General features: G+C 63.7%; 17 protein-coding genes. 4 read left to right on the top strand and 13 right to left on the bottom strand.

The features are described from left to right. Nucleotides 1-42: 42 nt before the first annotated feature. Entirely contained in the window at nucleotides 43-1050 is a 1008-nt protein-coding gene (locus tag JF545_RS10395) for a LysR family transcriptional regulator (protein ID WP_206941933.1), read from the bottom strand. Nucleotides 1051-1438: 388 nt separating this feature from the next. Between JF545_RS10395 and dctP the strand changes: the two genes are divergently transcribed. The 4 genes from dctP to JF545_RS10375 all read left to right on the top strand — a co-directional run bounded on the left by dctP (nucleotide 1439) and on the right by JF545_RS10375 (nucleotide 5058). Next, the gene (gene dctP / locus JF545_RS10390; protein ID WP_206941931.1) at nucleotides 1439-2452 is read left to right on the top strand and encodes a TRAP transporter substrate-binding protein DctP; all 1014 of its coding nucleotides are present in this window, start codon (nucleotides 1439-1441) and stop codon (nucleotides 2450-2452) included. Between the two features lie 13 nt (nucleotides 2453-2465). Next, entirely contained in the window at nucleotides 2466-2993 is a 528-nt protein-coding gene (locus JF545_RS10385) for a TRAP transporter small permease (protein WP_206941929.1), read from the top strand. A 3-nt stretch (nucleotides 2994-2996) separates the two neighbouring features. After that, nucleotides 2997-4301 (top strand): TRAP transporter large permease, encoded by a 1305-nt coding sequence (locus JF545_RS10380; protein ID WP_206942559.1) that lies wholly within the window; start codon nucleotides 2997-2999, stop codon nucleotides 4299-4301. A 94-nt stretch (nucleotides 4302-4395) separates the two neighbouring features. Continuing rightward, the gene (locus JF545_RS10375) at nucleotides 4396-5058 is read left to right on the top strand and encodes an RraA family protein (RefSeq protein WP_206941927.1); all 663 of its coding nucleotides are present in this window, start codon (nucleotides 4396-4398) and stop codon (nucleotides 5056-5058) included. Between the two features lie 236 nt (nucleotides 5059-5294). Here JF545_RS10375 and ahpF read toward each other — a convergent pair whose 3' ends face one another. From ahpF to JF545_RS10315, 12 genes are all read right to left on the bottom strand, one after another. Continuing rightward, complete coding sequence (ahpF, locus tag JF545_RS10370) at nucleotides 5295-6851, bottom strand: alkyl hydroperoxide reductase subunit F (RefSeq protein WP_206941925.1); 1557 nt, start codon at nucleotides 6849-6851, stop codon at nucleotides 5295-5297. Between the two features lie 264 nt (nucleotides 6852-7115). Then, the gene (gene ahpC / locus JF545_RS10365; RefSeq protein ID WP_206941923.1) at nucleotides 7116-7679 is read right to left on the bottom strand and encodes an alkyl hydroperoxide reductase subunit C; all 564 of its coding nucleotides are present in this window, start codon (nucleotides 7677-7679) and stop codon (nucleotides 7116-7118) included. Between the two features lie 181 nt (nucleotides 7680-7860). Then, nucleotides 7861-8562, bottom strand: coding sequence for an RNA polymerase sigma factor FliA (locus JF545_RS10360; RefSeq protein WP_206941922.1), 702 nt, complete (start codon nucleotides 8560-8562; stop codon nucleotides 7861-7863). A gap of 22 nt (nucleotides 8563-8584) precedes the next feature. Further along, nucleotides 8585-8995 (bottom strand): flagellar protein FlhE, encoded by a 411-nt coding sequence (locus JF545_RS19930; protein WP_206941920.1) that lies wholly within the window; start codon nucleotides 8993-8995, stop codon nucleotides 8585-8587. Next, on the bottom strand, nucleotides 8992-11073 hold the full coding sequence (flhA, locus tag JF545_RS10350) for a flagellar biosynthesis protein FlhA (RefSeq protein ID WP_206941918.1): 2082 nt from the start codon (nucleotides 11071-11073) through the stop codon (nucleotides 8992-8994). Before flhA ends, JF545_RS19930 begins: the two co-directional genes overlap by 4 nt. A gap of 43 nt (nucleotides 11074-11116) precedes the next feature. Beyond that, a complete protein-coding gene (gene flhB, locus JF545_RS10345; RefSeq protein ID WP_206941916.1) occupies nucleotides 11117-12295 on the bottom strand; it encodes a flagellar biosynthesis protein FlhB in 1179 nt (392 codons plus the stop codon). 229 nt (nucleotides 12296-12524) lie between these two features. Further along, a complete protein-coding gene (gene cheZ / locus JF545_RS10340; RefSeq protein ID WP_206941914.1) occupies nucleotides 12525-13181 on the bottom strand; it encodes a protein phosphatase CheZ in 657 nt (218 codons plus the stop codon). Between the two features lie 26 nt (nucleotides 13182-13207). Continuing rightward, on the bottom strand, nucleotides 13208-13597 hold the full coding sequence (gene cheY, locus JF545_RS10335) for a chemotaxis response regulator CheY (RefSeq protein WP_206941913.1): 390 nt from the start codon (nucleotides 13595-13597) through the stop codon (nucleotides 13208-13210). Nucleotides 13598-13636: 39 nt separating this feature from the next. Next, nucleotides 13637-15328 carry a methyl-accepting chemotaxis protein gene (locus JF545_RS20145; RefSeq protein ID WP_206941912.1) on the bottom strand — a complete coding sequence of 564 codons (1692 nt, stop codon included), beginning with the start codon at nucleotides 15326-15328 and terminating at the stop codon, nucleotides 13637-13639. Between the two features lie 42 nt (nucleotides 15329-15370). Continuing rightward, nucleotides 15371-16429, bottom strand: coding sequence for a protein-glutamate methylesterase/protein-glutamine glutaminase (locus JF545_RS10325; RefSeq protein ID WP_277987381.1), 1059 nt, complete (start codon nucleotides 16427-16429; stop codon nucleotides 15371-15373). A gap of 55 nt (nucleotides 16430-16484) precedes the next feature. Then, on the bottom strand, nucleotides 16485-17321 hold the full coding sequence (locus tag JF545_RS10320; protein ID WP_206942557.1) for a CheR family methyltransferase: 837 nt from the start codon (nucleotides 17319-17321) through the stop codon (nucleotides 16485-16487). Between the two features lie 44 nt (nucleotides 17322-17365). Next, nucleotides 17366-19516: a methyl-accepting chemotaxis protein gene (locus tag JF545_RS10315; RefSeq protein ID WP_206941910.1), complete on the bottom strand. Its 2151-nt coding sequence runs from the start codon at nucleotides 19514-19516 to the stop codon at nucleotides 17366-17368. Nucleotides 19517-19590 lie beyond the last annotated feature (74 nt).

Here is a 19590-nt window from a genome sequence, read left to right as displayed (position 1 = left end):
CGCTTATAGCCCCGCTTATCGCCCAGCTTATCGCGCAGGTGGCTAGCCTGGCTCGTCGGGGCTGAGCGAGGCGGCGAGCGGAGTCAGGGCGGCATCGGCCATGTCGATACCGGTCGTCAGCCGAGCTTCCATCGGCACCTTGGCCATGCAGGTCTGAAAGAACTCGATGAAGGTCGTCTCGGCAACACTGGCGCGACCTTCACGATGCCACATCACGTGCAGGTCGATGTCGGCCACGCCGGCGTAGGGCGGCAATGGCCACAGGTCGCCGTCCGCGACCTCTCGGGCGACCAGGTGTTCTGGCAGACAGCCGATGCCCCATCCCGCCATGACCATGCGCTCAATTTCCTGCAGGCGACTGGACTGGCCTACCACCGGGCCCTTGAGACCGTGCTGGGCGCGAAACACGGCCAGCGGCGACAGCACTCCGTCGAGCTGTTCGCTACCGAAGGATACGTAGGCCTCACGCTGGAGTTCGTCCATCGGCAGGTTGTCCCTGCCGAACAGCCGATGGCTGCGGCCACAGAACAGGCGATAGCGCTGACGGGCCAGAATCTGGCTGTCGAGATTATCCGGGCAGCCCTGGGCCAGACAGATGCCCAGGGCGCTCTGGCGCTGGGACAGCACATGCTGCACCTCCTGACTGGACATGTCCTCGATCTCGAAGGTGATCTGCGGATAGCGACGATGGAAGGCGGCCAGCACGCTGTCGAGAAAGCGACATTGAATGCCGGTGATAAACGCCAGTGAGACGTGGCCGGCGACCTCGGGATCCGCCTCTCCCACCGATGCCGCCAGGCGCGCTACGTTGGCGTAGATATCCACCGCCTCGCGATACACCAGCTGGCCCGCCTGGGTCACCCGAAAGCGATGGCTGTCGCGCTCGATCAGCTTTTGCCCGAGCCGCTCCTCCAGGCGTTTCAGCGACAGGCTGACCGCCGGCTGCGACAGATACAGGCGCACGGCGGCCTTGCTGACGCTTTCTTCCTGAACGATGACGATGAAGGTACGTAGCAGATTCCAGTCCAGAGTATCGTGAATCGGCCGCATCGCTGGCTCCTTTCGCTATGGTGGGCGTTGTTGTTGATATTGGGCTTGTCATCGCTGCTGGCATCGCTGTTGTTGCTGTTGTGAGCGATGCCGAGGGCACGGACACCAGACGTGGCATGACGCCCTGGCGCATCGGTTGCACCTTTTTGGTGATTTTTCCGCTGTGGCTCAGCTTAAAATGCGCCGTTACTTCTAGCGAGTTTATGTGTGTATTTTTTTGCATAAATCACATAAATTCTAAGTATTAAAAATCGAAAAACTCCGTGGCCTGATAGTCGTTGACCCTGGCGTCGTGCCCTGACTAGATTGAAAAGGTATCCAGGAACCTTTTGCCAGGCACCTCCCGCCTCGGCCACGGATGATAACAACCATAATCGCGAGGAAACCCATGAATCGCTCCCTGTCCCGACTCTCCCGCTCTCTGCTGACCGTGTCAGCGCTGTCGCTTTCAAGCCTGACCCTGTCCGCCGTTTCGACGCCTGCCGAGGCGACCGACCTGCGTATGCTGTCGAGCTATGATCTGACGTCGGCCTACACCCGTGAAGTCGCCCAGCGCTACATCGACAAGGTCCAGAGCGCCAGCGATGGCGACGTCAACATTGCCCTCAATGGACCCGATGTGGTGCCGCCCTTCGAACAGCTGCAGCCGGTCTCGGCAGGGGTGTTCGACCTGCTCTACACCCATGGCGCCTACCACACGAACACCACTGGCGTCGGTGCCGCCATGGACGGTGTCTTCGTCGACCCTGCCAAGACTCGTGAATCCGGGCTGTGGGACTTTATCGACAGTGAATACAACGCGCTGGGCCTGAAGCTGCTGGCCATTCCCCCGCTGGGCTCCAGTGGCTTCCAGTACATCCTCAAGGATCCCATCGATGGCACGCCTGGACTGGAAGGGCGACGCCTGCGCGGCAGCCCCACCTACACCAACGTGACCCAGGGCCTGGGGGGCACCCCGGTACTGATGTCCAGTGGTGACGTCTATTCCTCCCTGGACCGTAACGTCATCGACGGTGCTGCCTGGGGTCTCAACGGCGTCGAGGACCTGGGCTGGCATGAAGTGGCGGGGTATTTCTCCAAGCCGACCTTCGGCCAGACCTACACCTACCTGCTGATGAACCTCGATACCTTCAACGGACTCGACGACGCTGAGCAAAGCGTGCTGCTGGCCCAGGGCGAAGCGCTCGAGGCTGAGATCGCCGGAATCCTCGACCAGCTGGCCGTGGAAGAGTGGGAGCGCCTGAAGGAGCTGGGCATGCAGGAGACCGAGTTTGCGCCGGAAGACGCCGAGCGGCTCGACGCCCTGGTGACCGAAGGCATTTGGCAGCTCGGACTCGACAAGTCCCCCGAAGCGGTCGCCAAGATGCGTGAGATCGCTGAAAGCAACGACATGACCCCCTAAGCGGATGGCACCCATGCTGGCTACCCTTGCCCGTTGGCACGATGGCCTCACGCGATTCGGCTTTTACCTCGGCGGTGCCACCTTGTGTGGCATCGTCGTGTGCTTCTGGATCGAAGTGGTGGCCCGCTACTTTTTCAATGCTCCGACCCTGTGGTCGAGTTCCATCGTCGCCTATTGCCTGTGTCTTTCCGCCAGCCTGGCCATGCCTGAGCTAGCTCGCACTCGCGGTCATATCGCGATCAGCGTCGTTCAGGACAGCCTGCCGGCGGCGCGCCAGCAGGGCTTCGAGCGCGTGACGGCGCTGCTGACCGCTGCGGTCTGTGGACTGGCGGCGTGGATGCTGATCAGCGAAAGCGCCCGCCAGTTGGCGAGTGGCACCACCACGGCCATGGGGCTCGACATCCCCAAGGTCTGGGTATCGAGCTTTATCGGCTACGGCTTCACCAACACGGCGCTGCATTTTCTGCGACGCGCGGTGTTTCCCGCCACCGTCGAGTGGCCCAGCGACACCCACGGCGACAGCCCACAGCAGGAGAGCTAGGTGATGGAGTGGTATGTGACCCTGGGCGTGGCCATCGCCCTGCTGATGGGATTGTTTGCCTTGGGCGTGCCGGTCTTCGTGGCGTTTCTGGCGATCAATGTGGCCGGCACGTTCTGGCTGATGGGCAGCGCCGGCTTCGGCATGTTCGCCAACAGTGTCTACGACACCGTCACCTCGGAGACGCTGACGACCATCGCACTGTTTGTGCTGATGGGGGAGCTGCTGTTTCGTTCAGGCTCCATAGACGTCATCTTTGACTCCCTGGACACCCTGATGGGGCGCATCAAGGGACGTCTCTATTTCTTTGTCGTGGCACTGTCCACCTTGTTTGGTGCCCTGTCGGGGTCGGCCCTGGCGGTGACGGCCATGCTCAGCCGTTCAGCGCTGCCGACGATGCAGCAGCGCGGCTATGACGACCGCCTGTCGATCGGCCTGATACTAGGAGGGGCCGGCCTTGCACCGATCATTCCGCCGAGCCTGCTGGTCATCATCATTGGCTCCATGGTCGATGTTTCCATCGCGCGTCTGCTGATCGCCGGCATCATCCCGGGGATGCTGCTGGCCGGACTGTTCGTCACCTATGTGGTCGTGCGCATGCTGCTGGACCCGTCGCGGGCCCCCGCGGTGGATGACTCCGGTGGCGGTAACTGGCGACAGCGAGGGCGTGCCCTGGCCAACATGGCGCCGTTCTCGATCATCATCTTCTCGGTGCTGGGGCTGATGATGCTGGGGGTGGCGACACCTTCTGAGTCCGCTGCTACGGGGGTGCTCGGTGCCATTGTGGTGGCCATCTACTACCGCAAGTTCAGCCTCAAGATGGCAGGCCAGGCGTTGCTGTCGTCGTTGTCCATCAGCGCCATGATCATCACGATCCTGGCCTGCTCCAAGCTGTTCAGTCAGCTGTTGTCCTTTACCGGGGCAACCTCGGGACTTGTCGCCGCGGCGACCGCCATGGACCTGAATGCCGGACTGATGCTGCTGCTGTTGATGCTGATCCCGTTGATTGCCTGCATGTTCATCGACCAGATCGCCTTCATGATGGTGGTGATTCCCATCTATGCACCGCTGGTCAAGGCCTATGGCTTCGATCCGGTATGGTTCTGGACGCTGTTCTTGATCAATCTGGCGGTGGGCAGCCTGACACCTCCCTTTGGCTACAACCTGTTTGCGGTCAAGGGCGGGGCGCCGTCGGTGTCGATGCCGACCATCTATGCTGCTGCCTGGCCCATCGTGCTGTGCTTCCTGCTGGGCATGTTGCTGCTCTATTGGGTGCCGGCGTTGATCACCTGGCTGCCCAGCTTGATCTGATCCTGGCGCTACCTACTCAACCGGCCTCAGCGGTCCTCAATCATCATTGCAAGCCGTTAACGTGCTAGTTACGTAATGGCATTACGGGAGTTACATGTACACCATTGCTGATCTTCCTGCCCCACTGGAGGCAGCCCGTCACGAGCGCCTGCTGATGTGCGAGACCGCCACCATCGGCCATTTCCGCGAGAGCGGCTTTATCGATCCCGAGATACGCTGTCAGCTCGATGAGGTGCGTGTTGCCGGCGTGGCCGTCACCCTGTCACTGCCACCAGGGGATGGCACCCTGCTCAACCATGCGATGCGTCTGCTGCGCCCGGGAGACGTCCTGGTGATTGACCGTCAGGGCGACCGACATCACGCCTGCTGGGGTGGCGTACTGACCGAGGTTGGCTCTCGTCTGGGACTGGCCGGGGTGATCATCGATGGCACCGCCACGGACCTTGCGACCATAAGGGCCAAGCGCTTTCCGGTGTGGAGTCGCGGTGTCTCGTCGTTGACCACCAAGCTTGCCAACCAGGGCGGCGCGATGAATCTGCCGGTCAGCGTCGGCGGTGTAGTGGTGTCAGCGGGAGATGTGGTACTGGCCGACGAGAATGGCGTGGTGGTCATCCCCCCCTCGGAGGTCGACGCAGTGATCGATCACACCCTGGAGCTACAGCGGCAGGAAGAGATCATCCTGGAGCGCTTGGCCGCGGGCGAGTGCCTGCCAGATATCAGCGGTGCTTCTGCCCTGGTGAACGCCGCCACGGTGTGATGGGCGGCTATTGCTCTGGAGCGCATAAAAAAGCCGCCCCGGAGGGCGGCAGGCTAGTCACGACCTTCCAGGTCGTGGACATCGCAGGGGCAAGGGGGCCTTGCGATGTCGTCAGGGAACGTCGTTACGTCTCGATGCCGGCGATTTCCTTACTCGAACGCTGCACAAATGCCTGCATGGTCGAGTCGCTGCACGGCGGGTGCCAGGCATCGCTGGGCTCATGTATTCAGTGCTTGCTACTGCCGGATCAGGTAGTCAAAGGCACCGAGAGCAGCGGTGGCGCCTTCACCGACGGCAATGACGATCTGCTTGTACGGCACGGTAGTGACGTCGCCAGCAGCAAAGATGCCCGGCACTGAGGTCATGGCGTGGGCGTCGGTCACGATCTCGCCGCGCTCAGACAGTTCGATCGGAGAATCCTTCAGCCACTCGGTGTTGGGTACCAGGCCGATCTGCACGAAGACACCTTCCAGCTCGACCGTCTTGAGTTCGCCGCTGGAGCGCTCTTCGTAGCTGAGGCCGGTGACGCGATTGCCGTCGCCGTTGATCTCGGTGGTGCGAGCCCCGGAAATGATCTCGACATTGGGCAGGCTGCGCAGTTTCTTCTGCAGCACGGCATCGGCACGCAGCTCGTCCATGAACTCGAACAAGGTCACGTGGGAGACGATGCCCGCGAGGTCGATGGCAGCCTCGACGCCGGAGTTGCCACCGCCGATGACCGCAACCCGCTTGCCCTTGTACAGGGGGCCATCGCAATGGGGGCAATAGGCGACGCCGCGATTGCGGTACTCGGACTCGCCGGGCACGTTCATTTCGCGCCAGCGGGCACCGGTGGCCAGGATCAGGGTCTTGGAGCGCAGGCTGGCACCGGAGGCAAAGCGGACCTCATGCTCGCCGCCCGGGGTGCTGGCCGGTACCAGTTCCACAGCCCGCTGCAGATTCATGATATCCACATCGTACTGCTTGACGTGTTCTTCCAGCGCCGTGGCGAGCTTGGGACCTTCGGTCTCCTGCACCGAGATGAAGTTCTCGATGGCCATGGTATCGAGTACCTGACCACCAAAGCGGTCTGCCGCCACACCAGTGCGAATGCCCTTGCGCGCCGCGTAGATCGAGGCGGCGGCACCGGCGGGGCCACCACCGATGGTCAGCACATCGAAGGCCTGCTTGGCGGACAGCTTCTCGGCTTCGCGTTGTTCCGCGCCGGTGTCGACCTTGGCCAGAATCTGTTCGAGCGTCATGCGGCCCTGGTCGAAGGGCGCCCCGTTCAGATAGACACTGGGCACCGACATGATTTCGCGGGATGCCACTTCGTCCTGGAACAGCGCGCCATCGATGGCATCGTGGGAGATGCGCGGATTCAGGATAGCCATCAGGTTCAGCGCCTGGACCACGTCCGGGCAGTTCTGGCACGACAGCGAGAAGTAGGTCTCGAAGTGCATGTCCGCATCGAGGGACGTGATCTGTTCGATCACGTCTTCGCTGGCCTTGGGCGGATGGCCACCCACCTGCAGCAGTGCCAGCACCAGCGAAGTGAATTCGTGGCCCATCGGGATACCGGCAAACACCACCCCGGTAGGGGCACCGTCGCGATGCAGGGCAAAGGAGGGCGCGCGCTGGTCCTGGCCGTCGGTGGACAGGCTGATATGGTCACTGAGTGCGGCAATATCGCTCAGCAGACCGTGGAGTTCCTTGGACTTGTCGCCGTCATCCAGAGTGGCGACAAGCTCGAAGGGGCGAGTGACGCGTTCGAGATAGGCTTTCAGCTGTTGCTTGAGAGAGTCGTCCAACATGACAGCGGCAATCCTGGTATCTATGGGAAAGTAAAACTCTGCGGCGGACTCGGCTTCACTCGGTCACGCGCTTGAGCGCAAGCTGCGTGGGCGTTGAGCAGGCCGCAGAATCCCCACCGAACCCCTCCAAACCCGCAGGGACCCGATCTCGCTTGCGCGACTGGTAGGATGACCGGGACGAGGAGCCCGGTGGGGAAAAGGGAGATCATCCCAGCGGGATGACAGGCGCCTCGCAGGAGGCGCCGTACTGCATATCGGCGAGGTTTAGATCTTGCCGACCAGGTCCAGAGACGGAGCGAGAGTCTCTTCGCCTTCCTTCCACTTCGCCGGGCACACTTCGTTCGGGTGAGCGGCGACGTACTGAGCAGCCTTGACCTTGCGCAGCAGCTCTTCGGCATTACGGCCGATGTTGCCAGCGTTGATCTCGACGATCTGGATCTTGCCTTCCGGATCGATGACGAAGGTGCCACGCTCAGCCAGACCGTCTTCTTCGATCAGCACTTCAAAGTTGCGCGAAATGGTCAGAGTCGGGTCAGCAATCATCGGGAACTGCAGCTTGCCGATGGTCTCGGAGCTGTCGTGCCACGCCTTGTGGGTGAAGTGGGTGTCGGTGGAAACGCTGTAGATTTCCACGCCCAGCTTCTTGAACTCTTCGTAGTTGTCCGCCAGATCACCAAGCTCGGTCGGGCAGACGAAGGTGAAGTCGGCCGGATAGAAGAAGACGACGCTCCACTGGCCCTTCAGGTTGTCGCTGGTGACGTCGACAAACTCGCCATTGTGGTAAGCGGTGGCCTTGAACGGCTTGACTTCGGTGTTGATCAGGGACATTCCCGTCTCCTTTGAGCGATGGGTGTGTTGTCTGAAGACAGGGCATACCTTACGCAGATTCGGACGATAGGATAAATTGAATGGCCTGATGATCCTGATAAGAGCTGGCTATGTTTGAGCGCGAGTGAAAGCGGGACACTCTTGCCCACAGGGTGACTTCAGAGGGCCTTGCACCAGCGCCTCAGTAGTCGGCGAGATAGCCCCGCAGACGGCTGACGGCCTGGCTGTGGAGCTGACACACCCGCGATTCGCTGACCCCCAGCACGGCGCCGATCTCCTTCAGGTTGAGCTCTTCCTGATAGTAGAGCCCCATCAACAGCTGCTCGCGCTCTGGCAGGGCGGCAATCGCTTCGACCAGGGCCTCGCGGCGCTCTCCGTCCAACAGGTCTGCCAGCGGCGCAGCAGCAATCTGGTCGCTGAAACGGTGCTCGTTGCCTTCGGCCAGCAGTTCCTCGAAGGGCATCAGCTGGCCGTTGTTGACGTCGCCGAGCAAGCGCCGATAGCTGACCAGGTCCATATCAAGGGCGGCCGCTATTTCATGCTCTTCGGGGGCGCGGCCCAGGCGTTGCTGCAGCTCCCGGGTGGCTTGATCCAGGGCCCTCGCCTGGCGCCGCACACTGCGCGGCAGCCAGTCGCGGCTGCGCAGTTCGTCCAGCATGGCGCCGCGTACGCGCTGGCTGGCAAAGGTCGAGAACTGGGCGCCCTGGCTGGCGTCAAAGCGCCCCAGGGCTTCCAGCAGACCGACGATGCCAGCCTGAATCAGGTCGTCCAGGTCCACCCCGGCGGGGAGTTTGACCTGCAGCGCCAGAGCCTGTCGGCGCACCATGGGAAGGTAGGCCTCAAGCTGGGATTGGTGCTCCATTCTGCCTTGAGCGGTGTACATGGCATTGTCCTCGGCGACAGCGTCAACGGTGATTGACGATCACGGTCATGCCCTCGACCGTCTGCGGTGGCGCACCCTCCGCCAGACGAAAACGAAAGACGAAGGGGCCGGCGGCGGCGAGCCCGGCAAAGGCCTCGGTGCTGCCACGCGCGGCGTTCAGGCGTACGCAGCGATGGCCGTGGCACAGGCGTGCCAACAGGCCTGCGCCAGGGGCCTGACGATAGCGCCAGACCACTCGCTCGACGACACCATCGGCGTGTCCGGCGGGCGGTGCCAGCGCCGCTGAATCACGCTCCAGTTGGCTGGAGGCGACGGACAGGCGCGGAGCACTGGCGGTCCAGGCGCCCGGAAAGGCCACGGCGGTGGCACTTGCCAGCACGACCGCGATGGCCACAGCGGCAGCGCTAACGGTGCGACGCAGGAAGCGGTTCACATGCCCCCCACTTGATGAGTGACGCGCAGTAGCCTGTCGTCTGGAATTTCGGCCTGGGACATCACCACCAGGTGACGCAGGCGCCGACGCAGGAAGCGCGCCAGCACTGGACGCATGTTCGGCGATACCACCAGGACCGGCGGCTCGCCGGTCGCTTCGTGACGAGCCAGGGCGGCCTCGGTCTGGTCCATCAGGGTCTGGGCCAGCCCCGGTTCGAGCGCACCGTTGCCGTTCATCGCCTGATTCAGTACCTGCTCCAGCTGAGGTTCGAGGCCGATGACGTTGAGGGACGCCTGGCCGGCAAACCACTGCTCGGTGATGGCCCGGCCCAGGGCAATCCTCACCAGCGCCGTCAGCTCGGTGGGGTCCTGTTGATGAGTAGCGTGCTCTGCCAGGGTATCGAGAATCGTGCGCAGGTCGCGGATCGACACATCCTCGTCCAGCAGCTGCTGCAATACCCGGGTGAACGCGGTCAGTGATAGCGCCTTGGGAACCACCTCTTCCACCAGTGACTTCTGTTCACTGCCCAGCTTGTCGAGCAGTTTCTGTACTTCCTGGCGACCCAGCATCTCGGACGCATGACGATGCAGCAGGTGATTGAGGTGGGTGGCCACTACGGTGCTGGCGTCGACCACGGTGTAGCCATAGACCTGAGCGCGCTCACGCTGGCTGGCATCGATCCAGATGGCAGGCAGGCCAAAGGCGGGGTCCTGGGTCGGCGTGCCTTCCAGCTCGCCGGACACCTGACCGGGGTCGATGGCCAGCCAGCGGCCTGGCCAGGCTTCGGCGCGGCCGATCTCTGCCCCCTTGAGGGTGACGCGATAGGTCGAGGCGTCGAGCTCCAGGTTGTCGCGAATATGGACCACCGGTGGAAGAAAGCCGACTTCCTGGGCAAACTTCTTGCGCACACTCTTGATCCGCCCCAGCAGCTCACCCTGCTGGCGGGCATCGACCAGGGGAATCAAGCGATGTCCCACCTCAAGACCCAGGGTGTCGACCAGCTGCACATCATCCCAGCTGGCCTCCGGGGCTTCGGTGGGAGGTGCCGGCGTTGCGCTTTCCTGCTCTTCCACCAGGCGTTTCTCGGACTGCCGCGACAGCCACCAGGCAAGTCCTGCCAGCAGACCCGTGAACAGCAGGAAGACCAGGTTGGGCATGCCCGGCACAAGACCGAGCAGGCCCATCACTCCAGCGGCCAGCAGCAGTACCTTGGGATTGACGAACAGCTGGCTGATCATCTGCTGGCCCACGTCCTGGTCGGTGTTGACCCGTGAGACCGTGACGCCGGCGGCGGTGGAGATGACCAGGGCCGGGATCTGGGCAACCAGACCGTCGCCAATGGTCAGCAGGATGTAAGTGCGAGCGGCGTCGGAAAAGGCCATGTCGTACTGCATCAGGCCGATCATCAGGCCACCAAGGACGTTGACCACCATGATCACCAGGCCCGCCATAGCGTCGCCGCGCACGAACTTGCTGGCACCATCCATGGAGCCGTAGAAGTCGGCTTCCTGGGCCACTTCGGCACGCCGACGCTTGGCGTCTTCCTCGCCGATCAAGCCGGCGTTGAGATCGGCGTCGATGGCCATCTGCTTGCCGGGCATGGCATCCAGCATGAAGCGAGCGCCCACTTCGGCGATACGCCCCGCGCCCTTGGTGATGACCATGAAGTTGATGATCACCAGGATCAGGAAGACCACCAGCCCCACGGCGAAATTGCCGCCGACCAGGAACTGGCCGAAGGCCTCGATCACCTTGCCCGCGGCGTCTCCACCTTCGTGGCCATTCATCAGCACGACCCGGGTCGAGGCGACGTTGAGTGACAGCCTGAGCAGGGTGGTGAACAGCAGCACCGCCGGGAAGGCAGCGAAGTCCAGCGGCTTCTCGGTGAACATGCTGACCAGCAGCACCATCACCGCCAGGGCGATGTTGAAGGTGAAGAACAGATCCAGCGCGAAGGGCGGCAGCGGCAGGATCATCATCGACAGGATCATGATGATCAGCAGCGGCCCGGCCAGCACCTTCATTGGCACCTCGGCCATCCAGTCGCGGCGCGTCAGATACTGGGAAAACGACTTCATCCGCGAGCTCCGTCAAGCCTGGATCGGGTGCTGGTGTCAGCGGTCATGGCTGTCTCTCATCGGTAGTCACGTCCTGTTCGGGCGCATCGGCGGCCACGGCCAGCTCGTCGGGAACGGCGATGGCCGTGGGGGCAGGGGGCGGGGCCTCGCCCTCGCTGGCGGCTCGCTTGAGGCCGAAGGCCCAGGCCAGCACCTCAGCCACGGCGGTATACAGCGCCATGGGGATCTCGCGATCGAGATCCACGTGGCGGTAGAGCGTTCTTGCCAGTGGCGGCGCCTCCAGCAGCGGCACCCCAGCCTCCTGGGCCAGGTCGCGGATGCGTGCGGCCACCGCGTCGGCTCCCTTGGCCACCACCCGCGGCGCGCCCATGTTGCCCTCGCGGTAACTCAAGGCCACGGCGAAGTGGGTGGGGTTGGTCACGACCACATCGGCCTCGGGCACCTTGCTCATCATGCGTCCGCGGGCCATGGCCTGCTGCTGCTGACGAATGCGGCCCTTGACCTGGGGGTCGCCCTCGGATTCCTTGTGTTCCTGCTTGATCTCTTCCTTGCTCATGCGCAGCTTCTTGGCATGGCTCCAGAGCTGATACGGCACATCGATCAGGATCACCACCACCAGGGTCAGCACCATCAAGGCGCTGGCTTCGGCCGCCATGCGCATCGCTGCGGCCAGGGCGGCGGCGATCGGCATCTCCATCAGGCCCAGCGCATCGCCCTTATGCAGATAGACGTAGCCCAGGCCGACGCCGCCGACCAGTACCGACTTGGCAATGGCCTTGGCCAGCTCTGCCAGGGCGTGGGTCGAGAACATCCGCTTGAGCCCCTTGGCGGGGTTGAGCTTGGACAGCTGCGGCTTGAGCGACTTGGCCGACACCAGCCAGCCTCCCAGCAGCGCCGGCGCCACCAGCGCGATCAGTGTCAGCAGCAGGAACAGGGGAATCAGGCTGATCAGGGTGCGGCTACCCAGGTCGAGGGCCTGGGACAGCATCGGCATGGTTTCCATGGCCTCGCGCCGCTCGAACAAGAAGGCCTGCTCCATGACCGAACCTAGCTGACCGTAGAGCATGGCACCCATCGACCACAGCCCGACCACGCCGCCCAGCAGCAGCATAAAGGTGGCCAGCTCGCGGGAACGGGCTACCTGGCCCTCCTCCCTGGCCTTCTCCAGGCGCCGGGGGGTGGCCTCTTCGGTCTTTTCCTGATCGCTCGCGCTATCGGCCATGGGCAGTCAATGGGCACAGATTCTGGTATGACCCATTGTCGCCGCTGTTAGCCAGATCAAAGGCTCGAAAAGATGACGAGAACGCAGGCTTACCCCCGGATGGAGGTAAGCCCAGAGACATTCCTGGGAAGGACGGTCAGACGCCGGATCAGCGCCGCAGCCGAACGATGTCGTCGGCGATCACGCGGGCGTCAGGCCTGTCACCAGGCGTATGGACAACGGCGTGAGCTTAGAAGCCAAGCTCGTCCAGCAGATCGTCGACCTGGTCCTGACTGGCCACCACGTCGCTGCTTTCCGGCTTGATCTGCGGGCCGTTGAGCAGCGAGTCCTCGTTGCGCCGCCGCAGGCTGTCGCGGGCATCCGTATCAGGCACATTGTCGATGAGCACCTGCACCAGCTGGTCCTCGATCTCACGGATGACGTCCATCATGCGCTTGATCACCTGGCCAGTGAGGTCCTGAAAATCCTGTGCCATCAAGATTTCCAGCAGCTCCTTCTGGGTGGCCTGGGTGTTTTCCGGCACCATCGCCAGGTAGGCGCGAGTGTCGCTGACCAGGTCGCGGGCGTCGTCCAGCTCCTTGGGAGCGTCGAACCAGGCCTGCCAGCGCTCGTCCAGGGCCTGGGCATGCTCGCTCAGGCTATCCTGCAGAGGCTGGGCGCGATCGATGGCGTTGAGTGAACGTTCTGCGGCCTGCTCCGTCATGCTGGCCACGTAGCTGAGACGATCACGAGCGTCGGGGATGGCCTCTGCGGCCTTTTCGATCTCCTTGTCCAGGCCCAGCTCACGCATGCTTTCGCGCAGCATGCGGGTCAGCTGGCCAATGCGCTGGACCAGGTCGTCGCCTTGTGCACCGGAGTTGGCGCTGGCGATCTGCGGGTGTGTCATCGTTGTCTCCTGGTGACGCCTTGGCGTCACATGCCGAGCTTTTCGAAGATCTTATTCAGCTTTTCTTCCAGGGTGGCGGCGGTGAAGGGCTTGACCACATAGCCGTTGGCGCCAGCCTGGGCCGCGGCAATGATGTTTTCCTTCTTGGCCTCGGCGGTCACCATCAACACCGGCAGTGCCTTCAGACTGTCGTCGCCGCGGATGGTCTTGAGCATCTCGAGGCCGTCCAGGTTCGGCATGTTCCAGTCGGAGACGACAAAGTCGTAGCCGCCTTCACGCAGCTTGTTGAGCCCGTCCTGTCCGTCCTCGGCTTCTTCTACATTGGTGAAGCCCAGTTCCTTGAGCAGGCTGCGCACGATACGTCGCATGGTGGGAAAATCGTCCACCACCAGAATGCGCATGTTCTTGTCGGCCATGAATCAGGTTCCTCATCGTTCGCTTGGGGAGGAGGGGGCCTAGAAGGCCTCCCATTCGGTTTCTTCGTGTCGTTGTGCGGTGCGTGTCGCGGGGGGCGCCGACTCGTCGTTGCGCGGTCTTGCGTCAGCAAGCGTTGGCGCGTCCGCGGCCGGTTCCGGGGCACGCTGGGAAAGCTCGGCGTTGCTATCGTCGGGCAGCTGGAAGATGGCTACCGTCGTGGCCAGCTGGCGGGCCTGGATGGCCAGGTCTTCGGCGGCGCGGGATACCTGCTGTACCAGCGCTGCATTTTGCTGGGTGGTCTGGTCGAGCTGGGTGACGGCCTGTCCGATCTGGCCGATACCCTCGCTCTGCTCGCGGGAGGCCACGGCGATCTCGTCGACAATGTCGTGGACCCGGCGCACGGCGTTGACCACCTCAGCCATGGTGTCACCGGCCTGGCGTGCCAGCTGGGTGCCCCCGTCGATACGCTGGGTGGATGTCTCGATCAGCGTCTTGATACGTCCTGCCGCCTCGGCGCTGCGGCTGGCCAGGCTGCGCACCTCGCCGGCGACGACCGCGAAGCCACGGCCCTGCTCGCCGGCCCTGGCGGCTTCCACCGAGGCATTCAGCGCCAGAATGTTGGTCTGGAAGGCAATGGCGTCGATCATCCCGGTGATATCGCTGATCTGACGGGAATCCTGGCTGATGGTCTCCATCGTCTCGACCACCCGCCCGACCACGTCTCCGCCCTGCTCGGCGGTGGTCGACGCCTGGCTCGCCAGATGTCGCGCCTGGCCTGCATTATCGGCATTCTGGGCAACGGTGGTGGTCAGTTCGTCCATGCTGGCGGCGGTCTGTTCGATCGATGCCGCCTGCTGTTCGGTGCGTGCCGACAGGTCGACATTGCCAGCGGCGATCTCGCGACTGGCGTCGGCCATGCGAGTTCCTCCATGGCGAACCTCGCTGACGGTCTGGCCCAGCTTGGCCTGCATCTGGTGCATGGCGGCGAACAGCTGGCTGATCTCGTTGTTGCCGCGCACCTCGATGGGCTGGGAGAGGTCGGCGTGGGCGATCGCGTCCAGGGTACTCACCGCGCGCTTGAGCGGTTTGATCACCAGGCTTCGCAGCAGCAGGTAGGCGCCCAGCACCGCCAGCAGGATCATCACCAGGGCAGCGATCTCGAGCAGGCGGTCCGTGGCCACCTGGCGTTCGAAGTCGGCCTTGATGACATCGCCACGGCGGTCGGCGTAGTGACTGAAGTCGTCGAGCACGTCGTTGAGGGCGTCAAGCTGCGGTGCCAGTTGACGGCTGCCCGCGGTGAAGCGCGTCATGTCGCCGGCTTCCAGCGCGTCGATCAGCATCACCGCGCCCTCGATAACCTGGGGATAGCGGTCCTCGATCAACTGCCCCGTGGCGTCTCCCTGGGCGGTGCGTGGCACGGCGGCAAAGCGTTCGAAGTGGGTCCTGGCGCGTTCGACCAGCTCCCTGGCATGGCCAAGTCCGGACACCAGTTCCTGGTTGACGCCGCCTGAGGCCACTTCCACTTCCAGCAGGGCCTCATTGAGCAGCGCGTCACCGCGGCTGACGGCGTTGAGCTGCTCGACGTTGATACGATTGAGCAGCGACAGGGTCTGGGCGGCCTTGTGGCTGCTCAGCATGCCGATCCCGAGGCCGACAATGGCCGCCACGAGCAGGCTGGCGAGCATCGCCACCATCAGGGTGTGCAGGCGAATATGATGAAGTCTTGCCACGGTAGAGTCCTCTAGCTGACGGCGCCCTGCCCAGGGCGATGATCAAACACGTTGGGCGCGCCCTGCTGCGGCCACCAGGGCCAGGATGCGCGGCGCGACGTCGGGCAATGCAATCACTTCCGTGGCGCCGCCCAGGGCGATGGCTTCCCGCGGCATGCCGAACACCACACAGCTGGCTTCGTCCTGGGCGAGGGTCTTGGCGCCGGCTTCGCGCATGCGCAATAGGCCCGCCGCACCGTCCTTGCCCATGCCGGTCAGCAGCACGCCGACGGCATTGGCACCCGCCAGGCGTGCCACGGAGTCGAACATCACGTCCACCGAGGGGCGGTGACGGTTGACCGGTGGGCCTGCGTGAAGTCGCGCGATGTAGTTGGCACCGCTGCGGGCGAGTTCCAGGTGATGATCGCCGGGGGCGATATAGGCATGGCCCGGCAACAGGCGCTCGCCGTCGCTGGCTTCCTTGACGGCGATCTGGCACAGCCGGTCGAGGCGTTCAGCGAAGGAGCGGGTAAAGCCCCCAGGCATGTGCTGAGTGATGATGATCGCCGGGCTGGCGGCAGGCAGTGGCTCGAGCACCTGCCGAATGGCTTCGGTGCCGCCGGTGGAGGCCCCGATGGCGACCAGCTTTTCGCTGCCGATGATGGGTGCCGAAAGGCGCTGTGGTGGGGCTTCCCGAGGCTTGGTCTGACGCGGCCGAGAGCGCGCAGCAGCGCGTAGCTTGTCGGCAATGTCATTGGCGTAGTCGAGCATGCCGTCGCGGATGCCAAGGGTCGGCTTGGCCACAAAATCCAGCGCGCCAAGCTCAAGCGCCCGCAGGGTGATGTCCGAGCCGGCCTGGGTCAGTGACGACACCATCAGCACGGGCATCGGTCGCAGCCGCATCAGGCGCTCGAGAAAGTCGAGCCCGTCCATGCGCGGCATTTCCACGTCCAGCGTCAGCACGTCCGGGTCGTGGCGCTTGATCAAATCGCGCGCCACCAGGGGATCCGGCGCCACTGCCACCACTTCCATATCCGGCTGGGATTGGATGATTTCCTTGAGCAGGTTGCGAATCAGTGCCGAATCATCGACGCACAACACCTTGATCTTGGGGGCACTCAAGCCGCTCTCCTCTGGGTGGTCCATGCCAGGATTATCGGCAGGCGCGCGCCGATCTTTAGACGTCTGTCAGGGCGCCTGGCAACTGGTAGACCGTCTGCCCGCGCAGGCGGAAGGCGGCGGTGATCTGGGAAAAGTTCTCGGAATGTCCGGCGAACAGCAGACCGTCGGGCTTGAGCAGGGGGGCAAATCGCTCGAGGATGCGCTTTTGGGTTGGCTTGTCGAAATAAATCATGACGTTACGACAGAAGATGGCGTCAAAACGCCCCTCCAGCCCCCAGCTGGGCGAGAGCAGGTTGAGGGCGTTGAAGCTGACCCGACGGCTGAGCTCGGGATGGACTCGAGCCATACCCTCCTGACGTCCCTTTCCCCGCAGGAAGTGGCGCCTCAGCAGGGCCGGGTCAAGCCGCGACAGCTGCTCGATGCTGTAGACCCCGGCCCGGGCGCGGGCCAGGGCCTCGGTATCGATATCGGTGGCGATGACCTCCAGATTGGCGGTGTTGCCGCCAAGGGCATCGCTCAAGGTCATGGCGATGGAGTAGGGCTCCTCGCCGGTAGAGGCGGCGGCGCTCCAGACGCGGTAGCCGCCGGAGCGCTGACGAGCGTGCTCTGCCAGCAAGGGAAAATGGTGGGCCTCACGGAAGAAGGCCGTGAGGTTGGTGGTCAGGGCGTTGGTGAAGGCTTCCCATTCCCTGGCGTCCGGGCGCTGTTCGAGCCGCTCCAGGTAGTCACTGAAGCGTACCAGGCCGTGATGGCGCAGGCGCTTGGCCAGACGGCTGTAGACCATCTCGCGCTTGTGCTCGGCCAGCACGATACCGGCCCGCTCGTAGATCAGCTGACGAATGCGAGAAAAGTCTCGTTCGGTCAACAGCAGGTCGCGCTCGAGCGAGGCCATGGCCTCGCTCGGTTGACCGCTGATAGAGGCTGCCAGGGGGTCGTTCAAAAGGCTTCCCACTCCTCGTGGTGTGATGATGGGGCCGCAGGAGCTGCGCGGGAGGGCGCTGGCTCGTTGGCAGCCGGGCGGCGTGTGGTGTCGGGCTGTTCACTGACCTCTTCGCGCACGGCGCCCTTGAGACGGAAGGCGCGGATAGCGAACGACAGCGCCTCACTGTGATCCCGCAAGCGCATGGCGGCAGCGGCGGACGTCTGCACCCGAGCGGCGTTCTGCTGGGTGACCTGGTCCATTTCGGCGACGGCCTGATTGATTTGCACGATGCCGTTGCTCTGCTCGTTGGACGCTGCGGTTATCTCCGCCATGATGTCATTAACCCGGGTGGTGGCTTCCATGACCTCGGTCATGGATGCCTCGGCTTGACGTACCAGAGCGGCACCGCCATCCACGCGCTGGTTGGCATCGTCGATCAGTGCCCGAATTTCGCTGGCGGCATCGGCGGAGCGCCCGGCCAGGGTGCGCACCTCTCCGGCCACCACCGCAAAGCCACGGCCTTGCTCACCGGCACGGGCGGCTTCGACCGAGGCGTTCAGTGCCAGGATGTTGGTCTGGAAGGCGATGGCATCGATGGTCGAGATGATCTCGGCCATCTTGCGTGACCCTTCGGTGATCTCCCCCATGTTGCCGACCAGGCGCTGCATCAGCTCGCCGGTGGCCTGGGTCCGTTCAGCGTTGTCAGAGGCCAGGCCGCTGGCCTGACGGGCGTTGTCGCTGTTATGGGCCACCGTGGTGGTCATCTCTTCCATGCTGGCGGCGGTCTGCTGCAACGACGACGCCTGCTGTTCGGTACGTGCCGACAGGTCTTCGTTGCCACGCGCGATCTCACCCACCGCAGGCGTGACTTGGGCGATGGCGCGGTTGACGTCGCCGACGATGCTGCCGAGGCTCTTGCGCATGACGTCGAGGCCAGAGACGACCTGGCCAAACTCATCGCGGCGGGCACGCGGGACCTGGGCACCGAGATTGCCGGAGGCGATCTGCAGGCTGAAGCGCTGCACATCGCGCAGTGGCTTGAGCATGGCGCGCAGGGTCAGGGTGCCAATCAGCACCAACAGCAACAGGCCTGCGCCGAGAACGCCGGCGAGCACCATCAGCATATTTTGCTGCATCTGGTTGGCCTGCATGGCCAGGGCATTGGCGGACGCCTGCTTGTCCTGGATCAGACTGGTAACGCGATTCGACAGCGCCTTGCCCTGGGCCTCCACACCGCCGATATGATTGGGCAGGGCCACAAACACTTCGTAGCTGTCATCACCGGACAGGATATCGATGGAGGCGCCGAGGCCTTCTTCCAGATAGTCGTTCAACTGGGTGTCGAAGGCGTCCGCCAGCGCGGTCTGGTTGACCTCACGGGCGTGATAGCCGTCCCATAGCTTCGTCAGGCTTTCCTGAATGCCCGCCAGGTTGGCGGCATGCTCTTCGCGCTTGTCCATCAGCGCCATGCGTTCCTTGCCGACCAGCGACTGGTAGCCCTGGGTGATCAGCTGATCCATGCGCTGCAGCCGGGCCACGTCCTGCAGGCCATCCTGGTGAATGGCGGCCAGGTGGCTTTCCGCCTGACGCTCGGCGTACAGACCCACCGCGCCGCTGGTGGCCAGCAGCAGCACGGCGACGCCGATCAGGCCAATCAGGCGGGCCTTCATGCTGGTCAGGTTCAGGCGGCCCAGGGCGCCCAGCAGGCCACGTCGCTTCAGCTCACCCTGGCGCAGGACGAAGCGAGGGCGACGCTTGCCCGCGTGGTAGTCCGCGTAGGCGCGCTCGGCAAGCGCCACCTCATCGGCAGAGGCCTTGGTACGGACAGAGGCGTACCCCACGACCTCTCCGCCTTCTTCCAGCGGAGATACGCTGGCCTTGACCCAGTAGAAGTCGCCATTCTTGCGCCGGTTCTTGACCAGGCCTTGCCAGTTGCGCCCAGCCTTCAGGGTCTTCCACAGATCGGCAAAGGCCGCTGGCGGCATGTCCGGGTGGCGCACCAGGTTGTGATGGGCGCCGATCAGCTCGTCACGGGCGAAGCCGCTGACCTCGACGAACGCCGGGTTGGCGTAGGTGATACGGCCCTGAAGGTCGGTACGGGAGATCAGGAAGTGCTCGTCGTCGAGGACGAACTCTCGTTGTGTCGTGGGTTGATTGTTGCGCATCATGCCCCCTGCGTGGCGGTGTTCTTATGTGTTTCTTTTTGGGCTCCGCGCTGGGTGTTTAGGGGCACGCCAGC

Source organism: Halomonas litopenaei (genome assembly GCF_017303055.1).
In the GTDB taxonomy this organism is placed as follows: Bacteria; Pseudomonadota; Gammaproteobacteria; order Pseudomonadales; family Halomonadaceae; genus Halomonas; species Halomonas litopenaei_A.
This window is presented reverse-complemented; position numbering and strand designations above follow the sequence as displayed.

Coding starts and splice junctions, on each gene's coding strand:
- JF545_RS10395 (WP_206941933.1), bottom strand. CDS start 1,050: ATGCGGCCGATTCACGATACTCTGGACTGGAATCTGCTACGTACCTTC.
- flhA (WP_206941918.1), bottom strand. CDS start 11,073: ATGAAGTCGTTTTCCCAGTATCTGACGCGCCGCGACTGGATGGCCGAG.
- ahpF (WP_206941925.1), bottom strand. CDS start 6,851: ATGTTGGACGACTCTCTCAAGCAACAGCTGAAAGCCTATCTCGAACGC.
- flhB (WP_206941916.1), bottom strand. CDS start 12,295: ATGGCCGATAGCGCGAGCGATCAGGAAAAGACCGAAGAGGCCACCCCC.
- ahpC (WP_206941923.1), bottom strand. CDS start 7,679: ATGTCCCTGATCAACACCGAAGTCAAGCCGTTCAAGGCCACCGCTTAC.
- JF545_RS10380 (WP_206942559.1), top strand. CDS start 2,997: ATGGAGTGGTATGTGACCCTGGGCGTGGCCATCGCCCTGCTGATGGGA.
- JF545_RS10375 (WP_206941927.1), top strand. CDS start 4,396: ATGTACACCATTGCTGATCTTCCTGCCCCACTGGAGGCAGCCCGTCAC.
- JF545_RS10320 (WP_206942557.1), bottom strand. CDS start 17,321: ATGGCCTCGCTCGAGCGCGACCTGCTGTTGACCGAACGAGACTTTTCT.
- cheY (WP_206941913.1), bottom strand. CDS start 13,597: ATGGCCGACAAGAACATGCGCATTCTGGTGGTGGACGATTTTCCCACC.
- dctP (WP_206941931.1), top strand. CDS start 1,439: ATGAATCGCTCCCTGTCCCGACTCTCCCGCTCTCTGCTGACCGTGTCA.
- JF545_RS10315 (WP_206941910.1), bottom strand. CDS start 19,516: ATGCGCAACAATCAACCCACGACACAACGAGAGTTCGTCCTCGACGAC.
- JF545_RS10360 (WP_206941922.1), bottom strand. CDS start 8,562: ATGTACACCGCTCAAGGCAGAATGGAGCACCAATCCCAGCTTGAGGCC.
- cheZ (WP_206941914.1), bottom strand. CDS start 13,181: ATGACACACCCGCAGATCGCCAGCGCCAACTCCGGTGCACAAGGCGAC.
- JF545_RS10385 (WP_206941929.1), top strand. CDS start 2,466: ATGCTGGCTACCCTTGCCCGTTGGCACGATGGCCTCACGCGATTCGGC.